General features: G+C 72.3%; 24 protein-coding genes. 10 read left to right on the top strand and 14 right to left on the bottom strand.

Features of this window, described 5'->3' with window-relative positions; all coding sequences use genetic code 11:
• Positions 1–53: 53 nt before the first annotated feature.
• Together Pma05_RS11980 and Pma05_RS11985 are read right to left on the bottom strand one after the other, a co-directional pair.
• Positions 54–1,103 (bottom strand): alpha/beta hydrolase, encoded by a 1,050-nt coding sequence (locus Pma05_RS11980; RefSeq protein WP_203857422.1) that lies wholly within the window; start codon positions 1,101–1,103, stop codon positions 54–56.
• A 163-nt stretch (positions 1,104–1,266) separates the two neighbouring features.
• Positions 1,267–1,776: an FHA domain-containing protein gene (locus tag Pma05_RS11985; protein WP_203857423.1), complete on the bottom strand. Its 510-nt coding sequence runs from the start codon at positions 1,774–1,776 to the stop codon at positions 1,267–1,269.
• Between the two features lie 212 nt (positions 1,777–1,988).
• Here Pma05_RS11985 and Pma05_RS11990 point away from each other — a divergent pair, with 212 nt between their 5' ends.
• The gene (locus Pma05_RS11990; protein ID WP_203857424.1) at positions 1,989–3,485 is read left to right on the top strand and encodes an aldehyde dehydrogenase family protein; all 1,497 of its coding nucleotides are present in this window, start codon (positions 1,989–1,991) and stop codon (positions 3,483–3,485) included.
• A gap of 79 nt (positions 3,486–3,564) precedes the next feature.
• Positions 3,565–4,224 (top strand): class I SAM-dependent methyltransferase, encoded by a 660-nt coding sequence (locus tag Pma05_RS11995; protein WP_203857425.1) that lies wholly within the window; start codon positions 3,565–3,567, stop codon positions 4,222–4,224.
• A gap of 6 nt (positions 4,225–4,230) precedes the next feature.
• On the opposite strand, the gene Pma05_RS12000 is transcribed toward Pma05_RS11995, so the two are convergent.
• The 3 genes from Pma05_RS12000 to Pma05_RS12010 all read right to left on the bottom strand — a co-directional run bounded on the left by Pma05_RS12000 (position 4,231) and on the right by Pma05_RS12010 (position 6,170).
• Positions 4,231–5,073, bottom strand: coding sequence for a MauE/DoxX family redox-associated membrane protein (locus Pma05_RS12000; protein WP_203857426.1), 843 nt, complete (start codon positions 5,071–5,073; stop codon positions 4,231–4,233).
• Positions 5,074–5,143: 70 nt separating this feature from the next.
• On the bottom strand, positions 5,144–5,746 hold the full coding sequence (locus tag Pma05_RS12005; protein ID WP_203857427.1) for a cell wall protein: 603 nt from the start codon (positions 5,744–5,746) through the stop codon (positions 5,144–5,146).
• A 13-nt stretch (positions 5,747–5,759) separates the two neighbouring features.
• Complete coding sequence (locus tag Pma05_RS12010; RefSeq protein WP_203857428.1) at positions 5,760–6,170, bottom strand: RlpA-like double-psi beta-barrel domain-containing protein; 411 nt, start codon at positions 6,168–6,170, stop codon at positions 5,760–5,762.
• Positions 6,171–6,426: 256 nt separating this feature from the next.
• On the opposite strand from Pma05_RS12010, the gene Pma05_RS12015 reads away from it, so the two are divergent.
• Positions 6,427–7,563 (top strand): winged helix DNA-binding domain-containing protein, encoded by a 1,137-nt coding sequence (locus Pma05_RS12015; protein WP_203857429.1) that lies wholly within the window; start codon positions 6,427–6,429, stop codon positions 7,561–7,563.
• Between the two features lie 88 nt (positions 7,564–7,651).
• On the opposite strand, the gene nucS is transcribed toward Pma05_RS12015, so the two are convergent.
• Positions 7,652–8,311, bottom strand: a complete 660-nt coding sequence (gene nucS / locus Pma05_RS12020) for an endonuclease NucS (RefSeq protein ID WP_203857430.1) — start codon at positions 8,309–8,311, stop codon at positions 7,652–7,654.
• A 72-nt stretch (positions 8,312–8,383) separates the two neighbouring features.
• Between nucS and Pma05_RS12025 the strand changes: the two genes are divergently transcribed.
• From Pma05_RS12025 to Pma05_RS12040, 4 genes are read left to right on the top strand one after another with little or no spacing between them, the layout of a single operon-like run.
• Positions 8,384–9,013 carry a DUF4126 domain-containing protein gene (locus tag Pma05_RS12025; RefSeq protein ID WP_203857431.1) on the top strand — a complete coding sequence of 210 codons (630 nt, stop codon included), beginning with the start codon at positions 8,384–8,386 and terminating at the stop codon, positions 9,011–9,013.
• A 47-nt stretch (positions 9,014–9,060) separates the two neighbouring features.
• Complete coding sequence (locus Pma05_RS12030; RefSeq protein ID WP_239312221.1) at positions 9,061–10,020, top strand: polysaccharide deacetylase family protein; 960 nt, start codon at positions 9,061–9,063, stop codon at positions 10,018–10,020.
• Between the two features lie 51 nt (positions 10,021–10,071).
• The gene (locus Pma05_RS12035; protein WP_203857432.1) at positions 10,072–10,920 is read left to right on the top strand and encodes an ABC transporter ATP-binding protein; all 849 of its coding nucleotides are present in this window, start codon (positions 10,072–10,074) and stop codon (positions 10,918–10,920) included.
• Positions 10,917–11,774: an ABC transporter permease gene (locus tag Pma05_RS12040; protein WP_203857433.1), complete on the top strand. Its 858-nt coding sequence runs from the start codon at positions 10,917–10,919 to the stop codon at positions 11,772–11,774. Before Pma05_RS12035 ends, Pma05_RS12040 begins: the two co-directional genes overlap by 4 nt.
• A gap of 36 nt (positions 11,775–11,810) precedes the next feature.
• Here Pma05_RS12040 and Pma05_RS12045 read toward each other — a convergent pair whose 3' ends face one another.
• Positions 11,811–12,659: a 3-hydroxyacyl-CoA dehydrogenase family protein gene (locus Pma05_RS12045; protein ID WP_203857434.1), complete on the bottom strand. Its 849-nt coding sequence runs from the start codon at positions 12,657–12,659 to the stop codon at positions 11,811–11,813.
• A 211-nt stretch (positions 12,660–12,870) separates the two neighbouring features.
• A complete protein-coding gene (murA, locus tag Pma05_RS12050; RefSeq protein WP_203857435.1) occupies positions 12,871–14,301 on the bottom strand; it encodes a UDP-N-acetylglucosamine 1-carboxyvinyltransferase in 1,431 nt (476 codons plus the stop codon).
• On the opposite strand from murA, the gene Pma05_RS12055 reads away from it, so the two are divergent.
• Complete coding sequence (locus Pma05_RS12055) at positions 14,300–14,872, top strand: cob(I)yrinic acid a,c-diamide adenosyltransferase (RefSeq protein ID WP_203857436.1); 573 nt, start codon at positions 14,300–14,302, stop codon at positions 14,870–14,872. The two genes, murA and Pma05_RS12055, sit on opposite strands and share 2 nt — an antisense overlap.
• Positions 14,873–14,903: 31 nt before the next feature.
• Complete coding sequence (locus Pma05_RS12060) at positions 14,904–15,338, top strand: VOC family protein (protein WP_239312264.1); 435 nt, start codon at positions 14,904–14,906, stop codon at positions 15,336–15,338.
• Here Pma05_RS12060 and Pma05_RS12065 read toward each other — a convergent pair.
• The 3 genes from Pma05_RS12065 to Pma05_RS12075 all read right to left on the bottom strand — a co-directional run bounded on the left by Pma05_RS12065 (position 15,315) and on the right by Pma05_RS12075 (position 17,963).
• Entirely contained in the window at positions 15,315–15,695 is a 381-nt protein-coding gene (locus tag Pma05_RS12065) for a hypothetical protein (RefSeq protein ID WP_203857438.1), read from the bottom strand. The genes Pma05_RS12060 and Pma05_RS12065 overlap by 24 nt on opposite strands.
• A 277-nt stretch (positions 15,696–15,972) precedes the next feature.
• A complete protein-coding gene (locus tag Pma05_RS12070) occupies positions 15,973–16,734 on the bottom strand; it encodes a response regulator (protein ID WP_203857439.1) in 762 nt (253 codons plus the stop codon).
• On the bottom strand, positions 16,731–17,963 hold the full coding sequence (locus Pma05_RS12075) for a sensor histidine kinase (RefSeq protein ID WP_203857440.1): 1,233 nt from the start codon (positions 17,961–17,963) through the stop codon (positions 16,731–16,733). The genes Pma05_RS12070 and Pma05_RS12075 overlap by 4 nt, the downstream gene beginning before the upstream one ends.
• Positions 17,964–18,093: 130 nt before the next feature.
• Here Pma05_RS12075 and Pma05_RS12080 point away from each other — a divergent pair, with 130 nt between their 5' ends.
• The gene (locus Pma05_RS12080; protein ID WP_203857441.1) at positions 18,094–18,783 is read left to right on the top strand and encodes a class I SAM-dependent methyltransferase; all 690 of its coding nucleotides are present in this window, start codon (positions 18,094–18,096) and stop codon (positions 18,781–18,783) included.
• A gap of 118 nt (positions 18,784–18,901) precedes the next feature.
• Here the strand turns inward: Pma05_RS12080 and Pma05_RS12085 are convergent, their stop codons facing one another.
• The 3 genes from Pma05_RS12085 to Pma05_RS12095 form a co-directional block, all read right to left on the bottom strand.
• A complete protein-coding gene (locus tag Pma05_RS12085) occupies positions 18,902–19,342 on the bottom strand; it encodes a DUF2550 domain-containing protein (RefSeq protein ID WP_203857442.1) in 441 nt (146 codons plus the stop codon).
• Between the two features lie 12 nt (positions 19,343–19,354).
• On the bottom strand, positions 19,355–19,636 hold the full coding sequence (locus tag Pma05_RS12090; RefSeq protein WP_203857443.1) for a F0F1 ATP synthase subunit epsilon: 282 nt from the start codon (positions 19,634–19,636) through the stop codon (positions 19,355–19,357).
• A 90-nt stretch (positions 19,637–19,726) separates the two neighbouring features.
• Positions 19,727–20,881, bottom strand: a complete 1,155-nt coding sequence (locus Pma05_RS12095) for an LCP family protein (RefSeq protein WP_203857563.1) — start codon at positions 20,879–20,881, stop codon at positions 19,727–19,729.
• Positions 20,882–21,029: the final 148 nt, after the last annotated feature.

A 21,029-nucleotide genomic window follows, 5' to 3' on the forward strand; every position in this document is an offset into this window, starting at 1 on the left:
CGAGTCTGCCACGGCCCGCCCGGACACCTCGGCCCGGTGCCGGTCCGGCCTCCCTAGAGCAGGTCCAGCAGGGCGGCGGCGAACTCGACCGGCCGCTCGATGTTGGGCGAGTGACCGCAGTCGGCGAAGACGATCTCGCGGTAGCTGCCGCCCGCCGCCGCGTACCGGTCCAGCACGGCGCGGGTCTGCCCGACCATCGGCTGCGGCGGGCACGCCTGCGCGCCAGGCCACCCGGGCAGTAGGCCGAGCGCACCGAGCTGGGCCAGGTCGAAGAGGGAGGTGTCCGAGACGATCACGTCGGAGTCGCCGCGTACCCAGGTGATCGGCGGCTTCTCCGGTACGGCGACCAGCTCGTCCGCGATCCGGAAGTGCTTCGGCGCCAGCGAGTTGAGCACGCCCCGGTCCCCCGGTGCCGTCCCCGGCCAGTTGTCGCTGGACTCCGCGGTGCCGGGGTAGTTGTCGTCACCGGTCGCGGTGGAGAGCACCGAGTCGAGCAGCAGTTCCTCGTCCGCGCCGAGGCTGGCCGGGTCGGCGACGTACGCGGTGTGCAGCACCACGCGCGGGCTGGTCCGCTCGGCGGTACTCCGGTCACCGGCGGCCAGCCGGGCGACGAAGTCCCGGTTTCCCGTCCCGCCCCCGGTGCCGGCGAAGTCCGGCGTGGTCGGGGTACCCGCCAGGTCCCGGGTGCCGCCGAAGCCGTACGGCGAGACCGGCGCCGCCAGCAGCAGCCCGGCCACCCGGTCGGGGTGGTCGACCAGCAGCCGCATCGCCACTCCCCCGCCCAGCGAGTGCCCGACCAGCACCGGCCGGGTACCCGCCGCGCCGAACAGGACCGGCTCGTCGAGCAGCGCGGCGACGTCGTCGGCGAAGACCCCCAGCCCACGGGTGGCGTCCACCGGCGCGACCTCGGTACCGCCGTAGCCGCGCAGGTCGGGGGCGACCAGCCGGAGGTCGGCCGGCAGGTGCCGGAGCAACGGCTGCCAGAAGTCGGCGGACGAGCAGTTGCCGTGGATCAGCAGTACCGGGCGGCCGTCTTCGGGGCCCGCCACCAGCACCCGCTGCCGAATGCCGTTCGCCGATATCTCGTGTCGCCGGATCTCCATCCGAGCGATGATGCCAGCCGGTCCCGGACGGCGACATGTGGCCGCCCACCACATCCCGAGGCCGGACCCCGCCTGTGCAGCTACTTCCCGCCGAGGTGTCCCGGCCCGGCCGATGCCGGTGCCCTCGCCGATCAGCAGCCCGTCGGCGTCCCGGCCGGCGGTGTCACTGGAAGGCGAGGTACGCCCAGGTCGTTCCGCCGACGAGGGCGACACAGCCGCCGATCATCAACAGCATCCGTCGGGAGCGGCGGGCGGGCGTCCCCATCACCTGGGTCGGCTCGGCGAGCGCACTCCCGGTCGGGGCCGGGACGGGCGGCGCCAGCGAGCGGCGGAAGGTGCCCAGTTGGTCGGTGGCGGCGGCACCGGGATCGAAGAACCGCAGCTCCAGGTTGCCGAGCCGGATCCGGTCCCCGTCCCGCAGCTCGGTGTGCCCGGAGAGTCGCTCGTCGTTGAGCCAGGTCCCGTTCGTCGACCCGGTGTCGGTCAACAACACCCGGCCGGCGGCGAGTTCGACGGTGGCGTGCCAGCGGCTGACCTTGGGATCGTCCAGCAGCACGTCGACGCCGTCCTCCCGACCGATCCGGCGTACCCCGGGGTGCAGCCGAAAGCTGGCGCCCCTCAGTGGCCCACTGGTCACGGTCAGTATCGGCAACAGCTCAAGTTGGTCGGACATGGATTTCTCCATCCGGCTTCGCCCCCCACCGACGCGGCAACGTCGGCCCCCGGGTCAGCTTCCCATCCGACCCCGCCCGGTTCCACGTCCTGCCGGTTCGAGTCGCGCTGGCCGGGAAGCGGATCCGGGCTCGCCGGTTCGGCCGAGGGGGCATCGGGACGCGGCGATGCGTATACCTACCCGTGGGTAATCTTCGGGTCTAGACTTCCGCCATGACGACCGTGAACGCTCCCGGCGTACCCGGAATCTCCGACGGCGAGCTGGTCTCCACCAATCCGGCCACCGGGGAGCTGGCGGGGCGGTTCCCGGTCGCCGACGCCGAGGCCGTCGAACGGACCGTCGAACGGGCCCGGGTCGCGGCGGACTGGTGGGCCGGGCTCGGCTTCGCCGGCCGGCGGAACCGGCTGCTGCGCTGGCGGGCGCTGCTGGCCAACCGGATCACCGAACTCGCCGAACTGTCGCACCTGGAGACCGGCAAGCCGATCGCCGACGCCGTGGTCGAGTCGTTCAGCGCGATCGACCACCTCGACTGGGCGGCCCGGAACGCCAAGCGGGTGCTCGGCCCCCGCCGGATGCGGTCCCGACTGGTGGTGGCCGAGTTCTCCGCCCGGCTCGAATACCGGCCGTACGGCGTGGTCGGGATGATCGCGCCGTGGAACTATCCGGTACTGACCCCGCTGGGCGCCTTCGGCTACGCGCTCGCCGCCGGCAACGCGGTGGTACTCAAGCCGAGCGAGTACACCCCGGCGGTCGGGCAGTGGCTGGTCGACACCTTCGCCGAGATCGTCCCGGAGCAGCCGGTGCTACAGGCCGTGCACGGCCTCGGTGACGTCGGTGCCGCACTGTGCCGGTCCGGCGTGGACAAGATCGCGTTCACCGGCTCCACCCGTACCGCCAAGAAGGTGATGGCCGCCTGCGCCGAGACGCTCACCCCGCTCGTCGTCGAGGCCGGTGGCAAGGACGCGGTGATCGTCGACGACGACGCCGACCTGGACGCCGCCGCCGAAGCCTGCGTCTGGGGCGCCCTCACCAACGCCGGCCAGACCTGCATCGGCATCGAACGCGCCTACGTCACCGCAGCCGGCTACGACGCGTTCGTCGACAAGGTGGTGGCGAAGGCCCGCCGGCTCACCGTCGGCCCCGACGGTACCGACCTCGGCCCGATCACCATGCCCGAGCAGATCGCCACGATCCGCCGGCACATCGAGGACGCGATCGCGCGGGGCGGCCGGGCCGTGCTCGGTGGACCGGACGCGGTCCAGCCGCCGTACGTGCACCCGACGATCCTGGTCGACGTACCCGAGGATTCCGACGCGGTCCGCGAGGAGACCTTCGGGCCGACCCTGACCATCAGCCGGGTGGCCGACGCCGACGAGGCGCTGCACCGCGCGAACGCGGTCCGGTACGGCCTCGGCGGCGCCGTCTTCGGCCGGCGTCGCGCCACCGAGATCGCCGGCCGGATGCGCTCCGGGATGACGGCGATCAACTCCACCCTGACCTTCGTCGGGATGCCGACACTGCCGTTCGGTGGGATCGGCGACTCCGGGTTCGGCCGGATCCACGGCGCCGACGGGCTGCGCGAGTTCGCCCGGGGCAAGGCGGTGACCAGACGGCGCGGACCCTCGGTACTGCCGGCGATGACCTTCGAGCGGACTCCGGAGCAGGTGGAGCGCATCGTCAGGGCGGCCAAAATTATGTACGGGCGGTGACCCTGAACTGACCGATCGTAGGGACAAATGGACGACTAGGACATCCCTGGCCGCCTCCCGCATCGGTACCGTTCGCCCAATGGGGCTGCACGCGTTGCGATTCCGCCTGGTCGACAGCGAGAACTCCTGGGGTGCCCGGCGGCGAACGCGCCGGGCCGGATGGCTCGCGGAGACGTTCCCGGACCTGGCCCAGATGTCCGTCATCGACCTCGGCGGACGGGTCGGCACCTGGGCACAGGCCCCGGTACGCCCGAAACACGTGCACGTGGTGAACCTCGAAGAGGCCCCGGCCGACGTACCGGAGTGGGCGGAGGTGGACCGGGGTGACGCCTGCGCGCTGCCCCGGCACATCGCCAACCGCCGCTACGACCTGGTCTTCTCCAACTCCGTACTGGAGCACGTCGGCGGGCACGAGCGCCGGCTGCGGTTCGCCGAGACGGTGCACGCGCTCGCCGGCGCGCACTGGGTGCAGACCCCCTACCGGTACTTCCCGATCGAGCCGCACTGGATCGCCCCGGGCATGCAGTTCACCCCGGTACGGCTGCGGGTCGCGCTGGCCCGCCGCTGGCCGCTGGCGCACACCCGGCCGGACTGCCGGGAGACGGCGATCCAGCAGGTGCTCTGGACCGAACTGGTGGACCGGTCCCAGATGCGGCACTACTTCCCGCACTCGCGGATCCGGGCCGAACGGCTGGCCGGGCTGATCAAGTCGCTGATCGCGGTCCGTACCGGCGGCTGAGCGGGGTCAGGTCGCGTACGCCGGGTCGGCCAGGCTGACCAGGGTGGCTCCGGTCGAGTCGTCCACCAGGGCGACCCGGACCCGGTCCGGTGCCACCTCGCCGGCCGGTACCGCGAAGACCGCCGTCGCCGCCCGCCCCTGGTAGCGGGCCGAGTAGCAGACCATCCGCCAGGACTCCTCCAGCCAGTGATCCCGGACGTCCGAGGTGAGCAGCGTGCCGACCTGCCGGTACGCGGCACTGAGCTGGAGTTGCTGCACGCTGGCCAGCAGCGGTACCCCGGAACCGCCCCGCAGCGGATGGGTGAGCCGGGCCCGGAGCCGGCGCAGCGGCAGCAGCCAGTACGAGTCGAACTCGGGGGAGAACGCGACCACCAGCGCCGCCTCGGCCAGCAGCAGTCCGGCCGACGCGGCCGGGGATCCGGTCAGCGCCGGCAGCCAGTACGTGCCACCGGCCGCGATGCCGACGAGCCCGGCCAGCACCAGCAGGCCGGCCCGGGCGATACTGCGCCCGGTGACCGGGGTGGCCTTGGCGCTCAGGCAGCCGCACGAGGCGTCGGGTGCGACGCGTCTGGCGTACCCGAGATAGCCGACGAAGCCGGCGGCCAGCGCGGCGGCGGCCAGCGGCTCGGCGACCGGGGCCGGTGGCAGCACCAGCAGGATGCCGAGCAGCAGTTCGGCCCCGCCGAGCACCCGGTACGCCGGCACCGCCCGCTCGGCGCCGAGCAGCGTGCCGAGCGCCGAGGTACGCGCCTGCTCGGCCGCCCGCCGGTCGAAGAGTTTGATCCGGGCCGACCAGATCAGCACGACGCCGACCAGCAGGGACTGGAGCGCCGCCAAGGACTGGAGCATGATCCCCTCCTCTCGTTCCAGGCGTCGGGGAGGGCTCCTCCGCAGATCGGACGGGCCCTCCCCGACACCGTCAGTTGGCGGCGTAGACCGTGGCGATGCTGATCTCGTTGGTGTCGGGGTGCCAGGCGCCGATCACCTGCACGTGCCCGCCGACCTTGAGCAGCGAGACGTCGGAGATCGCCGGGGTGCCGTTGTAGACCGCTGCGGTGGTGCCGGGTACGACGTGCCCGATCAGCCGCTTGCCGTGGTGGTCGAGGTGCAGCACGTTGCGGCCCACCGAGGCGATGTGCGCGGTCAGGTTGACGATGTTGGCCCAGAGCGAGTCGGCGGCGAGGGTGCCGTCGGGCAGCCGTACGCCCCGGACGTACATGCCGTCGCCCTTTTCGAGCCGGTCGAAGGTGGTCGGCTGGAACTTCCAGATGCTGGTGCCGTTGGTGACCTGGATCCGGTGCAGCGCACCGTCGGAGCCGGCCAGCAGCACCACACTGCCGGTGATCGAGGTGACCCGGCCCTCGGCGAAGTTCGGGTCGGGTGCACCGGGCTCGATCTTCACCGGTTCGGCGGCGAAGGCCGCCTCCGGGGCGAGCGAGCCGAGCGCGGTGGCTCCGGCGATGCCGGCGCCACCGAGTACGGCCGTGCTGAGCAGTCGTCGACGGTCCATCGTGGTCGCCATCGTGGAGCCCTCCCTACACCGTGTCGACAGAGCAGGGCCGGAGCCCGGTGGACAGACTGGCGATCGCGCTGTACGCCGCCGGGGTCAGGTCGATGATCCGGTTGGTTCCGCAGGACGAGCCGCAGCATGCGCGCTCACCGCAGAACAGGTCGGTCTGCGGCCCGCAGTCGGCGATCGAGGTGCCGACCCGGGCTCCGTTGCAGAGGTTGGTGGTGTAGTGCACGAACCCGCAGGTCCGACGTGCGAGGCTGGTGCCGCAGACGTGCGGTCGGGTGATGTCCAGGCATGCCTGCGAGGCGTTCGGCCAGGCGTGCTGGAAGTTGCCGGAGGTGCAGGTGCCGCAGGCACCCCGGCCGGTCGACGCGCACGGGCCCCAGGCACTGCCGCAACAGAACCAGGACACCTCTCCGGTCACAGCTGCCATGATCGGTCCTCCCTTCGGGGGTTTAAGGGAAACGACATTGATCAATATTGACGACAATTATTACGGCGGAAATCCACGTAGTCAATCGATGTTCCTGAAAGTTTTCTTCACCTTCGCGGCCAAGGGCTCGGCACCCCCACGTCCTCGACGCTCGCGCGAGAAAGGTGACAGAAGCTGACCTAACCAGCCGCTAGCGTGCCGGCATGACGAGCTTCGAGACCGACCCGTCCCGCCCCCGTCCCGGGAGGCTCCGCTGATGCGGCGGCTCTCGTTCGCGCAGGTCTGCGCCCGACGCCTGGAGCGGCAGGGGCTGGCCGGCCCGCTGCCCGGTACCGGGCTCGCCGACGTGGCGGCGAGGCTCGGCGGGGTGCACGCGCAGGTACTCTCCGCCGCCGAACTCGCGATCGGGCTGCGCACCACCCGGGCCACCCGGCTCGACGTACGGGTGGCGCTCTGGGGCGAACGCAGCCTGGTCAAGACCCGCGGCCCCCGGTTCACCGTGCACCTGCTGGCCACCGCCGATCTTCCGATGTGGACCGGAGCCCTCTCGGCGCTGCCGGTACGCCCGCTCGAACTGCTCACCGGGGAGCAGGCCGAGCAGGTCATCGCGGCGATCGCCGAGGCGCTGCGGGACGACGAGCTGACCACCGACGAGCTGACCGAGGCGGTGGTCGCGCGTACCGGGCCGTGGGCGGGAGAACCGGCGATGGCGGCGTTCCAGGGCTGGTGGCCGCGCTGGGTCGAAGCGTTGTCGCTGGCCACCGCGCGCGGGGCGATGTGCTTCGGGCCGAACCGGGGCCGGCTGGTGACGTACACCAACCCGGCCCGGTGGCTGCCCGGGTTCCGGCCCACCGACGGGCGTACCGCGCTCGCCGAGGTGCTCCGGCGCTACCTGTACGCGTACGGGCCGGCCACCCCGGCACACTTCGCGCAGTGGCTGGCGGTGCCGAAGGGCTGGGCGACGAAGCTGTTCGACTCGCTCGCCGGGGAGTTGGAGCAGGTCTCGATGGCGGGCTCTCCGGCCTGGGTACTGGCCGGCGACACCGACGCGCCGGACGAGCCGCCGCGCGGGGTGCGGCTGTTGCCGTACTTCGACGCGTACCCGGTCAACTGCTTCCCCCGCGCGGAGGTCTTCCCCGGCCCGGCCGCCGCGCGGGCGCTGGCCGGCGGCCAGGCCGGCAACTATCCGGTACTGCTGGTCGACGGGCTGGTGGCCGGGGTCTGGCACCAGCGCCGCTCCGGCCGGCGGATCGACGTCACCGTGGAGTCGCTTGTGGACCTCAGCGCACGGCAGCTCGGCGAACTCGACGAACAGGTGCAGCGGGTCGGCGAGATCCTGGAGGGCGCTCCCCGGCTCACCCTCGGCGAGGTGGCCGTCGGCCCGCACGCCTGACCCCAGCGGCTCGGCCCGCACGCCTGATCCGGGCGACTCGGCCCGCACGCCTGACCCCGACGGGCTCGACCGGTGGTGCCCGAGATGCTCAGAACAGCGTCAACTCGTCCCGTTCGATGCCGCGCAGCCGGTCGTAGTTCACCGCCACGCACCGGATGCCCCGGTCGGTGGCGAGCACCCGGGCCTGTGGCTTGATCTCCTGGGCGGCGAACACCCCGCTGACCGGCGCCAGCAGCGGATCGCGGTTGAGCAGCTCGAGATAGCGGGTGAGCTGCTCCACCCCGTCGATCTCGCCGCGCCGCTTGACCTCGACCGCCACGGTGGCCCCGGCGCCGTCCCGGCAGAGCAGGTCGACCGGGCCGATCGCGGTCATGTACTCCCGGCGGATCAGCGTGAACCCGTCGCCCAACTCGGTGGGGCTGGCGGCCAGCAGCTCCTGGAGGTGCGCCTCCACGCCGTCCTTGCGCAGCCCCGGGTCGACGCCCAGCTCGTAGGAGGTGTCCTGGAAGATCTCCTCCAGGGTGATCCGCAGCTCCTCGCCGGCCTTGTTGACCACCCGCCACACCCCGGGGGCCTCCTCCAGCCGGCACGGCGGGCTCATCCAGTTCAGTGGTTTGTAGGCCCGGTCGTCGGCGTGGATCGAGACCGACCCGTCCGCCTTCACCATCAACAACCTGGTCGCCAGCGGCAGGTGCGCCGAGAGTCGTCCGACGTAGTCCACGGCGCATCGCGCAATCACCAACCGCACCCGACGAGGGTAGCGGAGCACTCGGGTCCGGCTGGGCGCGCCGTCCTGGCGCGTCGGTGCCATCCTGGACCCGTGCTGGAAGCCCTCACCGGAACCGGCCTTGCCGCATCGGCCGGTCTCAACGCGTACATCCCGCTGCTCACCATGGGGCTGCTCGCCCGGTACAGCGAGGTGGTGAACCTGCCCAGCGGCTGGCAGTGGATCTCCAACGGCTGGGTACTGGCCATCCTGGTGGTGCTGCTCGCCGTCGAGGTGGTCGCCGACAAGGTGCCGGTGGTCGACCACGTCAACGACGTGGTGCAGACCGTCGTCCGGCCGACCGCCGGTGGGCTCGCCTTCGGGGCGGGTTCCGGAGCGGAGACGGTCACGGTCAGCGACCCGGGCCAGTTCTTCGGCTCCCACCAGTGGGTGCCGGTGGTGATCGGGGTGCTGATCGCGCTCGGCGTACACGGGGTCAAGGCCGCCGCCCGGCCGGTGATCAACGCCGGTACGGCCGGCTTCGGCGCCCCGGTGGCGAGTACCGCCGAGGACGCGACCAGCGTGCTCTTCTCGCTGTCGGCGATCCTGCTGCCGGTACTGGTCCTGCTCTTCCTCCTGCTCGTGCCGCTCTTCGTGATCTGGGTGGTACGCCGACGCCGACGCCGCCGGGCGGAGCGCCGGGCCGCCCGGGCCGCGCGGGAAGAGTCAATGGTGGAGTACTGACGATCCGGGGGTGACGGGGGCGGGCTGCGGCTGGCATCCTCGTCCAGGTGCTCGCGAAGATCTTTCGGGTGTCCCTGGTCACCGTCACCGCCGCCGCGCTGGTCGGCGCGCTCGTCCTCGTGGTGACCGTGCTCCGGGACGGCAGCACCTCGGCCACGCCGTCCCGGGTCGACCCGGTCCAGGTCACCGCTCCGGCAACCGAGGGCACACCCGGCGGCCCGCCGCCGGCCACTCCGGCCACTCCGGAACCGACCACCCCGGCCCGCTCCGCCGACGCCTCCCGGACGCCCCGACCGGGCAGCGCGGACCGACCCGGTGCGACCCGACCGGGCACCCGGCCGCCGGTGGTGGCGCACGGGCCACGTACCGGGAACCTGGTGGCGCTGACCTTCGACGCCGACATGACCGACGCGATGCTCGGCAACCTGCGGGCCGGACGGGCCCGGTCGTACGCCAACCTGCGGATCGTCGAGCTGCTGGAGCGGGACCGGGTTCCGGCGACGTTCTTCCTGACCGGCAAGTGGGTCGAGCGCTATCCGGAGCTGACCCGGCGACTCGCCGACAACCCGCGGTTCGAGCTGGCCAATCACACGTACGGGCACCTGGCGTTCACCAGGGACTGCTACGGGCTGCCCCGGCTGCCGGCCGAGCGGATGACCGAGGACGTGGCCCGGACCTTCCGACTGATCGAGCCGTACGGTGGCCGGCAGACCCGGTACTTCCGGTTCCCCGGGCTCTGTCACGACGCCGCCGCGCTGGCCGCGCTCGCCCCGCTCGGCCTGACCGTGGTGGACGGGGACGTGGTCAGCGGAGACCCGTTCGCCACCGCCTGGCGGCCGATCGTGCGCGCGGTGCTCTCGAAGGTCCGGCCCGGCTCGATCGTGGTGCTGCACCTCACCGAGGAGAACGCGGCGATGACCGACGAGGCGCTGCCGCACATCCTGGCGGGCCTGCGGGATCGGGGGCTGCGCCCGGCGCCGCTCTCCGAGGTGCTGGCCGGCGGATGATCCGGCCGACCCGGTGACCGGTACGAACGGTCCGTCACGCATAGTTGACCCATGGCAGAGCAGCTCGCGATCTCCGTACGGGGGTTGCGCAAGGCGTACGGCGGGACGGTCGCGGTGGACGGCGTCGACCTGGCGGTCTCCCGGGGCGAGGTGTTCGCGCTGCTCGGCCCGAACGGGGCCGGCAAGACCACGACCGTGGAGATCCTGGAGGGCTACCGGCGCCGGGACGCGGGCGAGGTCAGCGTGCTCGGGGTCGATCCGGACCGCGCGGACGGGCGCTGGCGGTCCCGGGTCGGCATCGTGCTCCAGGGCACCGGCGAGTTCGACGACCTGACCGTGGCCGAGGTGGTGCGGCACTTCGCCGGCTTCTACCCCGACCCCGACGATCCGGACAAGGTGATCGAACGGGTCGGGCTGGCCGGCAAGGCGAAGGCGCGTACCCACACCCTCTCCGGTGGGCAGAAGCGCCGGCTGGACGTGGCGCTCGGCATCGTCGGCCGACCCGAGCTGCTCTTCCTGGACGAGCCGACCACCGGCTTCGACCCGGAGGCCCGGCGCGAGTTCTGGGAGCTGATCCGGGACCTGGCCGCCGCCGGCACCACCATCGTGCTGACCACGCACTACCTGGACGAGGCCGAGGCGCTCGCCGACCGGGTGGCGGTGATCACCGGCGGGCGGCTGGTCGAGGTGGCCGCCCCGGCCCGACTCGGCAACCGGGCGGAGGCGCTGGCCACGGTCGCCTGGCGTACCCCGGAGGGCGCCGTCGAACGGGTCGAGAGCGCGACGCCGACGGCGCTGGTCGCGGAGTTGGCCGCGCGGTTCGGCGGCGAGGTGCCGGGGCTGACCGTCACCCGGCCCACCCTGGAGGACGTCTACCTGAAGATGATCGGGCACCGATGAGCACCTCGACCACCGCACCGGAGACCACCGGCAGGCCGCCGACGTCCGCACCGTCCCGGCGGGTCGGGCCGGTCGCGCTCGGCCTGCGACAGGGCCGCCTGGAGGTACGCCAGTTCCTGCGCAGCCGCGAGTCCGTGGTCTTCACCATGCTCTTCCCGGTGGTGATGATCCTGATCTTCGCGTCGATCTTCAAGGGTGAGATCGGCGGCGGGGTCCGGTTCACGCAATACTTCGTGACCGGCATGATCGCCACCGGCCTGATGACGGTCGGCTTCCAGAGCCTGGCCATCCAGATCCCGATCGAGCGGGACCGGGGCGTACTGAAGCGGCTGCGCGGTACCCCGATGCCGAAATGGGTCTACTTCGCCGGCAAGATCCTCATGGTCGCCGTTATCGGTGTCGCCGAGACCGTGCTGCTGCTCGCCGTCGCCGCGCTGCTCTTCGACCTCGCCCTGCCGCAGACCGCCGACGCCTGGCTCACCCTGTTCTGGGTCTCCGCCCTTGGCATCACCGCCTGCACCCTCTGCGGCATCGCGTTCTCCTCGCTGCCCCGCACCGGGCGCGGCGCCTCGGCCACGGTGACCCCGGTGGCCCTGGTACTCCAGTTCATCTCCGGGGTCTTCTTCGTCTTCACCAGCCTGCCGAGCTGGATGCAGCAGGTCGCGGCGATCTTCCCACTGAAGTGGATGTGCCAGGGCCTGCGCGCGGTCTTCCTGCCGGAGTCGTTCGGCGCCCAGGAGCCGGCCGGCTCCTTCGAGCTGGGCCGGGTCGCCCTGGTGCTCGGTCTCTGGTGCGTCGTCGGCCTGGTGCTCTGCCTGACCACCTTCCGCTGGACCAGCCGCCGCGACGGCTGACCCCGGTCCGCCACCCGGCCGACCCGCCGACTCCGGTCAGTACGAGTAGAAGCCCTTTCCGGTCTTCCGGCCCAGGTCGCCGGCGGTGACCATGCGCTGCAACAGCTCCGGCGGGAAGAACTTCTCGTCGGCGGTGTCGGCGTAGATGTTCTTCGTCGCGTGCAGCAGCACGTCGGCGCCGGTCAGGTCGGTGGTGGCCAGCGGCCCCATGGCGTGCCCGAAGCCGAGCTTGCAGGCGGTGTCCAGGTCCTCCGGCGAGATCACCCCGGACTCGACGAGCTTGACCGCCTCCATCACCAGGGCGGTGATGAGTCGGGTGGTGACGAAGCCGGCGATGTCCCGGTTGACCACCACGCAGGTCTTGCCGATCTCCTCGGCGAACGCCCGGACGGTGGCCAGCGTCTCGTCGCTGGTCTTGTAACCCCGGACCAGCTCGCAGAGCTTCATCATCGGGACCGGCGAGAAGAAGTGGGTGCCGACGACCGACTCCGGCCGGGCGGTCGCCGCCGCGATCTGGGTGACCGGGATGGCCGAGGTGTTGGTGGCGAGTATCGCACCGGGGGCGCAGATCCTGTCCAGCGCCCGGAACACCTCGTGCTTGATCTCCAGCCGCTCGAAGACCGCCTCGACCACGATGTCGGCGTCGGCCGCCGCCTCCAGCTCGGTGGTCGAGGTGATCCGCTGGAGTGTCGCCTCGACCTCGTCGGCCCCGATCGTGCCCTTGGCCGCGAACTTCTCCAGTGACGTACGGATGCCGGACAGGCCGCGCCGGGTGGCGGTGTCGTCCAGGTCGCGCAGGGTGACCTGCCAGCCCGCCCGCGCCGCGACCTGGGCGATGCCCGAACCCATCAGACCGGCCCCGATGACCGCGAGTCGACCCGCCATGTGCGCACTCCTTCGGCTGGATTGTGTCCTCGTAGAGCACCTTAACGGTCGCCCCGGGCGCCACTACCCGCCGGTAACAGGTTCGGGCCGGCGGCACCCCGGGGCAGGTCCGGATGCCATCGGCCCGACGGTGGTCGGCGCGGGGCCGCGACGGCTCAGCCGGCGCGCGGCGGCGCGAGCGCGATGCTCCAGGCGACGGTCCGGTCCAGTGTCACAAGGTGAACGCCGGCTCTTCTGGCGCGGTCGCCCGCTCCACCTCGACCCCCAGGCTCCGCAGGTCGGCGATGAAGTCCGGATAACCCCGGTCGACGTGGTGCACATGCGAGACCTCGGTGACCCCGTCCGCGCAGAGCCCGGCGATCACCAGGCCCGCGCCGGCCCGGATGTCGGTGGCCCGCACCGGGGCGCTGGAGAGCCGCTCCCGGCCCCGGACCACCGCGTGGTGCCCGTCGGTCTTGATGTCCGCACCCAGCCGGGCCATCTCGTTCACGAACATGAACCGGCCGTCGAAGATGTTCTCGGTGACCAGCGAGGCCCCCTCGCTCACCGAGGCCAGCCCGATCGCCATCGGCAGCAGGTCGGTGGCGAAGCCCGGGAACGGCAGGGTCACCACGTCCACCGCCGACGGCCGCCGGTCCAACCGCACCCGGAACGCGTCGGCCCGGGTCTCGACCAGGCAACCGGCCGAGACCAGCTTGTCGAGCGCGATCTCCAGGAAGGCCGGGCTGGCGCCGGTCACCGTGACGTCGCCCCGGGTCATCGCCGCCGCGAACGCCCAGGTGCCGGCGACGATCCGGTCGCCGACCGTGGCATGCCGGACCGGGCGTAGCTCCGAGACCCCCTCGATGCGCAGCATGGAGGTGCCGGCGCCGTCGATCCTGGCACCCATCTGGGTCAGCATGGTGCAGATGTCCACGATCTCGGGTTCCCGGGCGGCATTGTCGATCTCGGTTACGCCCCTGGCCAGTACCGCCGCCATCACCAGGTTCTCGGTGGCGCCGACGCTGGGGAAGTCGAGCCAGATCGTCGCGCCGTGCAGCCCACGGGGCGCCGAGGCGATGACGAAGCCGTGCTCACCGGAGATCTCCGCGCCCATCCGGGCCAGCCCGGCCACGTGCATGTCCAGGCCGCGCGAGCCGATGGCGTCGCCGCCGGGGTGCGCCACCCGGACGTACCCGCGCCGGGCCAGCAGCGGGCCGAGCACGCAGATCGAGGCGCGGAGCCGGCGTACCAGGTCGTAGTCCGCCTCGGTGCCGGGATCCGCCGGTACCTCGATCGACACCGAACAGGACCGGGGCGGGCCGCCGTCCCCGCCCGCCGCCTCGGCACCGTCGTCGTCGAACGAGACCGCACAGCCGAGCCGGCGCAGCACCTCGGCCATGATCGCGATGTCGGTGATCCGGGGTACGTTCGTGATCACACTCCGCCCCGGGGCGAGCAGCGCCGCCGCCATCAGTTTCAGCGCGGAGTTCTTGGCACCCACGACGTGCACCTGGCCTTCCAGCCGAGCGCCGCCACCGACTCTGATCACGTCCACGTCGCAAATCGTAGAGTCGTCCGCCCCACCCGGCCCGGTGCCGTCCGGCCAGCCCTGCCCCGCCGACGGCTCGGCCGGTGTCGACGTCCGTACGCTGTTCGTCATGGCCGTCCACCTCACCCGTATCTACACCAGGACCGGCGACGCCGGCACGACCAGGCTGAGCAACAACGAAGAGGTCGCCAAGACCGACCCGCGGATCGGCGCGTACGCCGACGTCGACGAGTGCAACGCGGCGATCGGAGTGGCGCTGGCCCTCGGGCAGCTCGACGAGGACGTCCGCGCCGTACTCGGCACGATCCAGAACGATCTCTTCGACGTCGGCGCCGACCTCGCCACCCCGGTGGAGCCGGAGCCGGCGTACCCGCCGCTGCGGGTCACCGAGGAGTACGTGCGGCGCCTGGAGGGCTGGTGCGACCGGTACAACGCCCGACTGGCCAAACTCGACTCCTTCGTCCTGCCCGGCGGCACCCCGGGAGCGGCGCTGCTGCACGTGGCCCGCACGACCGCCCGGCGGGCCGAGCGCTCGGCATGGGCGCTGATCAGCTCCGAACCAGATCGAACCAGCACTCTCCCGGCAAAGTATCTCAACCGCCTCTCGGATTTGCTGTTCATCCTGGCAAGAACCGCAAATCCGGCCGGAGATGTGCTATGGGTGCCGGGTGGCCAGCGCTGACCCGCCCGACCCCGGTGACGCCCCGACCGGGCTGACCCCCGACCAGCCACCCGTCCCGCCTGGCGGCCTGCACCACGTCGAGATCTGGGTGCCGGACCTCGACCGGGCCACCACAAGCTGGGGCTGGCTGCTCGGCGAGCTGGGCTGGACGCCGTACCAGAGTTGGCCGGCCGGACGCTCCTGGCGGCACGGCCCGACCTACCTGGTGCTGGAGGAGTCCCCCGCGCTGTCGTCCCGGCGGCACGACCGGCTCGCGCCGGGCCTCAACCACCTGGCCTTGCACGCCGGCCCGCCCGCCGCCGTGGACCGGCTGGTCGCGCAGGCTCCCGGGTACGGCTGGTCGCTGCTCTTCGCCGACCGCCACCCGTACGCCGGCGGGCCGGAGAACTACGCCGGCTACCTGACCGACGAGTCCGGTTTCGAGGTGGAACTCTGTGCCTCGTCAGTCCCCGTCCCCGGCGGCTGACCGGCCCGGGGCGTCCCGGCCCGCCGGTGCACGCCGCCGACCCACCGGACCGGCCGGCCGGGGCGGCTGCCGCAGCGGGGAGAAGCGGGCCGACCGGAGCCGCCGGTGCAGGGCCGACACCCTCGGCCGGGGCTCCGGCGCGTCCCGTCGGAGGTCGGGACCACCCCGGCTCGCCCGATCCGGGCCGGTCGGCGGGGCGCTCCCGGCGTACCCGGACGGGCTGGACCGGAGTCGGCGGTGCAGCCAGCGCCCGGCCAGCACCCCCAGCTCGGCGGCGAGCAGTGCCCCGGCGGCCAGGTAAAACCAGCCCGGCGGCAGGCCGGTGAGCCGGTCGACGAGTCCGAAGCTGGGATCCACCCCTACACCGTGCCCGTCGTACCCGCCGGTCGGCGTCGTGCCGCGGGCCGCACCGGCTCCGCCGACTGGCCGGTGCGCGGCGGCCGTCCCCTAGGGGCTGCCTCGTGGATCTCGGTGGAGCGAGGCGGAGTCCAGGCGGTGATCCGGCAAGGCGGAGGTTCGCCCGGATACCGGTGTTGTATGCGGACGAACCTCCAACGCCGCCGGGCGCCGTCTGGGCCCGCCGCAGCCCGCCAGAGATCCGCGAGACAGCCCCTCGGGACACACCCCGGCGGGATCACCGGGACGCCGGCGGGAGGGCGCCCGGAGTGTTCTCGTCGCGGATGCCGCCGTCCCGGCCCGGTCCGTCCAGGCCGATCGGCCGGAACTCGTCGTCGACCAGGCCGAGCCGGTGCGCCACCACCGCGGCCTGGACCCGGTTGCGCAGCCCGAGCTTCTCCATCGCCGCCGAGACGTGCGTCTTGACGGTGGTGACGCCGAGGTGCATCCGGGAGGCGATCTCGGCGTTGGAGAGCCCGGCGCCGACCAGGGCCAGCACCTCCCGCTCCCGGCCGCTGAGCAGCCGCCGCCCCGACGGCCGTACGCTGTCCGAGTCGCGTTCGGCGTCCTCGGTGTGCGCCTGCAACGCCCGGTGCACGATCCGGGCCAGTACGGCCGGCGCGAGCAGCGGCTCACCCCGGGCGGCCCGGCCGACCGCGTCCACCAGGTCCTCCGGGGCGCCGTCCTTGACCAGGTAACCGATCGCCCCGGCGCCGAGCGCCCCGTAGATGTTGGCGTCGTCGGCGAAGGTGGTCAGCACCAGTACCCGGGTCGCCGGATGCTGGTCGAGGATCCGGCGGGTGGCCTCGATGCCGTCCATCCGGGGCATCCGCAGATCCATCAGCACCACGTCCGGGCGGAGCCGCTCGGCCAGCCGGACCGCCTCCCGCCCGTCACCCGCCTCGCCGACGATGTCGAACCCGCCGGCGGTACGGAGCAGCAGGGTCACGCCGGCCCGGACCAGGGCCTGGTCGTCGACGACGAGGACTCGTATCGTCACCGCGTCCGCCCGATCGGCTCCGCGTCGACCGCCCGGGTCGCCGTCTTGGCGGAGATCGCCGCCGTCTTCTCCCGGATCGGCAGGTACGCGGCGAGCCGCCAGCCACCACTGCCGGTGGGGCCGGCGAGCAGCGTGCCGCCGAGCAGCCGGACCCGTTCCCGCATCCCGGCCAGCCCGTGCCCGGAGGGGGGCAGCAGCGAGGGCCGGGGCTGCTCCGGGCCGGTGTCCAGCACCTCGACCAGCAGGCCGGTACCGTCCGGCCGGATGTCCACCGAGGCGGTGGCGCCCGGCCCGGCGTGCTTGAGCGTGTTGGTCAGCCCCTCCTGCACCACCCGGGCGGCGGTGGTACGCACCACCAGCGGAGCCTCCCCGACGTCACCGGCCAGGTTCATCCGGACCGCCACCCCGGCCGCCCGGACCCGCTGCTCCGCGTCCATGATCAACTGCTCGGGCTCGATCGGCGGCCCGCCCGCCACGATCGCGTCCGGGTCACGCAGCACCTCCAGCAGCGCCCGCAACTCGTCGAGCACCTGGCCGGCGGTGACCCGCAACTCCCCCAGCGCCTGCACGGCGTCATCCACCCGACCGGTACGCCGGGCCGCGTACTGCGCCGCACCGGCCTGCAACGCGATCGCTCCCACGTGGTGCGCGACGATGTCGTGCAGGTCCCGGGCGATGGCCGCCCGCTCGGCCAGCCGCGCCGCCCGGGTCTGCACCTCCTGCTGCGCCTCGACCTCCCGGGCACGCTCCTCGGCCGACTGGGCCACCCGGCGTACTCGGCCCAGGTAGCGGGCCAGGGCGACCGGGGCGACGGAGATCCCGAAGAAGCCGGCGAGCTGGATGAACCCCTGCTGCCCGGGAAGCAGCCCCGGGCTGTCGGGGCCGATCAGGTAGACCAGCGACGCCGCGTACGACAGCCCCAGCGCCACGGCGGTGCCCGGCCAGTTCGCGCTGTACGCGATGATCCCCAGCGCGGTCAGGGCGGCGAACTGGGCGACGTCGCTGCTCAGCGGGGTGGTCCAGTTGGCGATGCTGAGCAGCAGGCACTCGGCCAGCAGTACCGGCCAGGGCCACCGACGGGCCGCCACCAGGATCAGCCCGGCGGCCACCGTCACCAGCAGGGGCAGCGGCTTGCTCTGCACCACCGGCCAGCCCAGTTTGGCCAGCCCGAAGGCGCCCCCGACCAGGCCCATCAGCACATCAGGCCACCATCTCCGCCGTACCCGCACGTCGGCAACGATACGGAGCCGGAACTCCGGCTGCGACTCCTGCCAACGGTCACGACGCCTCCTCCGAGTGGCCGGTACACCGACCGGCCGGACGACATCGGAGATCCGTCAGGTCGCCTAGCTTCGGTCCGTGCCCACAGAGATGATCTCGTTTCTGGCCCAGTTGGCCCGCGACCCCCGGGCGGTCGGCGCCATCGCACCCAGCGGAACGCCGCTCGCCGAGCGGATCACCGCGACGATCCCCCGGACCGGGCAGCCGCTGGTGGTCGAACTCGGCCCGGGCACCGGGGCGTTCACCCGGGTGATCCAGCGCCGGCTGGCCGGTCAGGGCCGACACCTCGCGGTGGAGATCAACCCGACCTTCGCGGACCGGCTGGCCCGGGAGCATCCGGCGGTCGACGTACTCCAGGCCGACGCCGGAGCGCTGGCCGGGCTGCTCTCCGAGCGGGACCTGCCACCGGCCGAGGTGATCGTCAGCGGCCTGCCCTGGGCCGTCTTCAGCGCGCAGCGGCAGCGGGAGATCCTCACCGCCGTCGTCGCGGCGCTCGCCGACCACGGGGTCTTCACCACCTTCGCCTACCAACACGCCCGCTGGTCGCCACCGGCCCGCCGGCTGCACCGGAACCTCCGGGAGCTGTTCGAGGAGGTCGTCGTCGGCGGGACGGTCTGGGCCAACCTGCCGCCGGCGGTGGTCTACCACTGCCGGCGACCGATCCGGCAACCGGCCGTGGAGGAGCGCGGCGGACCCGGCCGGCACCCCGGGCCGGCCCGTCCCGGAAACCGCTCCGCCTCGCGCGGCCCGGAGTCGAACCGCCCCTGATCCGGCCGCCCCGCGCCGGCCGCAGCACGTCGACGCGCCCGGTCGCGGATCCTCGACGAGGTCGGGCGCCCGGGTCACGCTGTCCCATGGCGAGATCGGGCCGATCGCGAGGTCGGGCTCAGTCGTGTAGGACCAAATGAGAAACCGCCCCCGGAGGGGCGGACTCAAGCCAGGAGAGGAAACCGGTGACCGTGGACTTCGCCATCGCGATCTCCACGGGTGCCTGGTGACTGACACATCGCAGGATCACCCAGTCGGCGGGCATGATGAGCCGCTCCTGACCCTCGGGCAGCCGCCGACGCTCCACGGCGAGGCCACGCCGGGAGAGCACCCGCTTCGGCCGTAGCGCGAAGCTGAACATCCGGTACCAGCGGAGTTCGGTCTCGGCGAACCGCGCGAAGCCCGGCGACCAGCCGCGGCCGTCGAGGATCGTGGAGACCCGCACGCTGAGCCGGATTATCCCGCCGGAGCGGGTCACCAGGGCTCGCCGGACGAAGAGCGCCGCAACCGCGAGGAGCAGCACCAGTACGCCGATTCCGATCCAACGCAAGACCAGCATCGACGTGTCGGATCAGTGGCTCGCGGACTCGGTCACCGGGCTGGCGGTCTCGGCCAGCACCGTGACGCCGGAGCTGGTCACCGAGAGGAAGCCGCCGTTCACCTCGTAGGTCAACTGTTCGCCGTCGGCCAACTTGATGCGTACCTGACCCGGCTCGGCGAGCTGGCCCAGCAGCGGCGCGTGTCCGGGCAGCACTCCGAGCTCGCCCTCGGTCGTCCGTGCGACGACCATCTCGGCCTCGCCCGTCCAGATCTTTTCCTCGACGGCGACGAGTTCGACCTGAAGCTGTGCCACGCTGTCTCCTTGCTGCGGCGGCGGGATTATGGGAAGTCTAGTCCGGCTCCCGCCGCCGCTCCCAGCCGGGTGGCTCCGACCCGGGACCGCTCACTTGGCCTTGTTCAACAACTCCGGATTGTTGATCACGAAGCTGTCGACGGTGCCGGCCTTGATCGCATCGAAGAACTCGTCCGCGATCGGCTGGAACTTCTCGCCCTGGTAGTTGCTGCCGGTGCCGACACCACCGCCGGGCAGCTTGATCATCTGGATCGAGTCCGATCTCAGGTTGCGCAGTGCGAAGCCGAAGTCGATCAGCTTGTTGCCGCGACCACTGAAGATCAGCGACTTACCGGCCGCCCGGATCACCTTGTCCAGCTTGATCGGGTTGGTCACCACGTCCTTGCTCAGCGCCTGGTCGGCCATGGCCCGGACGAACTGCTGCTGGTGCCGCTGCCGCCCGTAGTCGCCGTCGGTCACCCCGTTCTTCGGGTACCGCTGCCGGACGTAGTCCAGCGCCTGCCAGCCCTCCAGGTGCCGGGTGCCCTTCTTGTACTGCGCCTGCGGGCCGACGTAGCCTTCACCCTGGCCGGGGGCCTTGTGCGTCCGGTGCGTACCGTCCGGGCGGCGGTGCTCCGACTTGACGTTCTGGTCGATGTACATCGTGACGCCACCCATCGCGTCGACGATCTTCAGGAACCCGCCGAAGTTGATGATCGCGCCCGCGTCGAACCGCTTGATCCCGGTCACCTTGGAGACCGTCAGGGAGAGCAGTTCGAAGCCCTGGGCCGCGCTCGGCAGCTTCTCGCCGGGCACCTTGCTGCCGTACGACATCGCGGCGTTCAGCTTCGTCCGGTCGCCCGAGAAGTCGGCCTTCTCGAACCGGGGGATGTCGACCAGCAGGTCCCGGGGCAGCGAGAAGAGGTACGCCGAGTCCAGCGTCTCGTTCACGTGCAGCACCATGATCGAGTCGGCCAGCGGCGGGGTCTCCGGCTGCCGCGGGTCGATGCCGACCAGCAGCAGGTTCAACGGGCCCTTGATGTCCGACTTCTTCTCCGCCGCCGGGGCCCCGGCCGCCTGGTCGCCGAAGAGGTCCTCCTCGGCCACCGCGCCCTCGAACCGGGCCAGCACCGCCTCCAGGCCGACCAGCACGCCACCGCTGAGTACCACCAGCACGGCACCGAAGATCGTACAGAGCCGGGCCCAGGTCGGCACGGTGGACTTCTTGCGCCGCCCCTCCCGGATCGGCCGTCCGCCGCTCGACAGATTGCCTACCGAGTCGTCGTCGGCCAGCCCGACGCCGCCGTCCCGACCACGTGCCGGCCGCCCCGTCCGTCTGGTGGACCGGCCAGCGCCCTTGCCGCCCTCGCTCACTGCATCTCCATCCGTCGCGCCCCGGCAAATCTCGCGCCCG

Source organism: Plantactinospora mayteni (assembly GCF_016862935.1).
In the GTDB taxonomy this organism is placed as follows: Bacteria; Actinomycetota; Actinomycetes; order Mycobacteriales; family Micromonosporaceae; genus Plantactinospora; species Plantactinospora mayteni.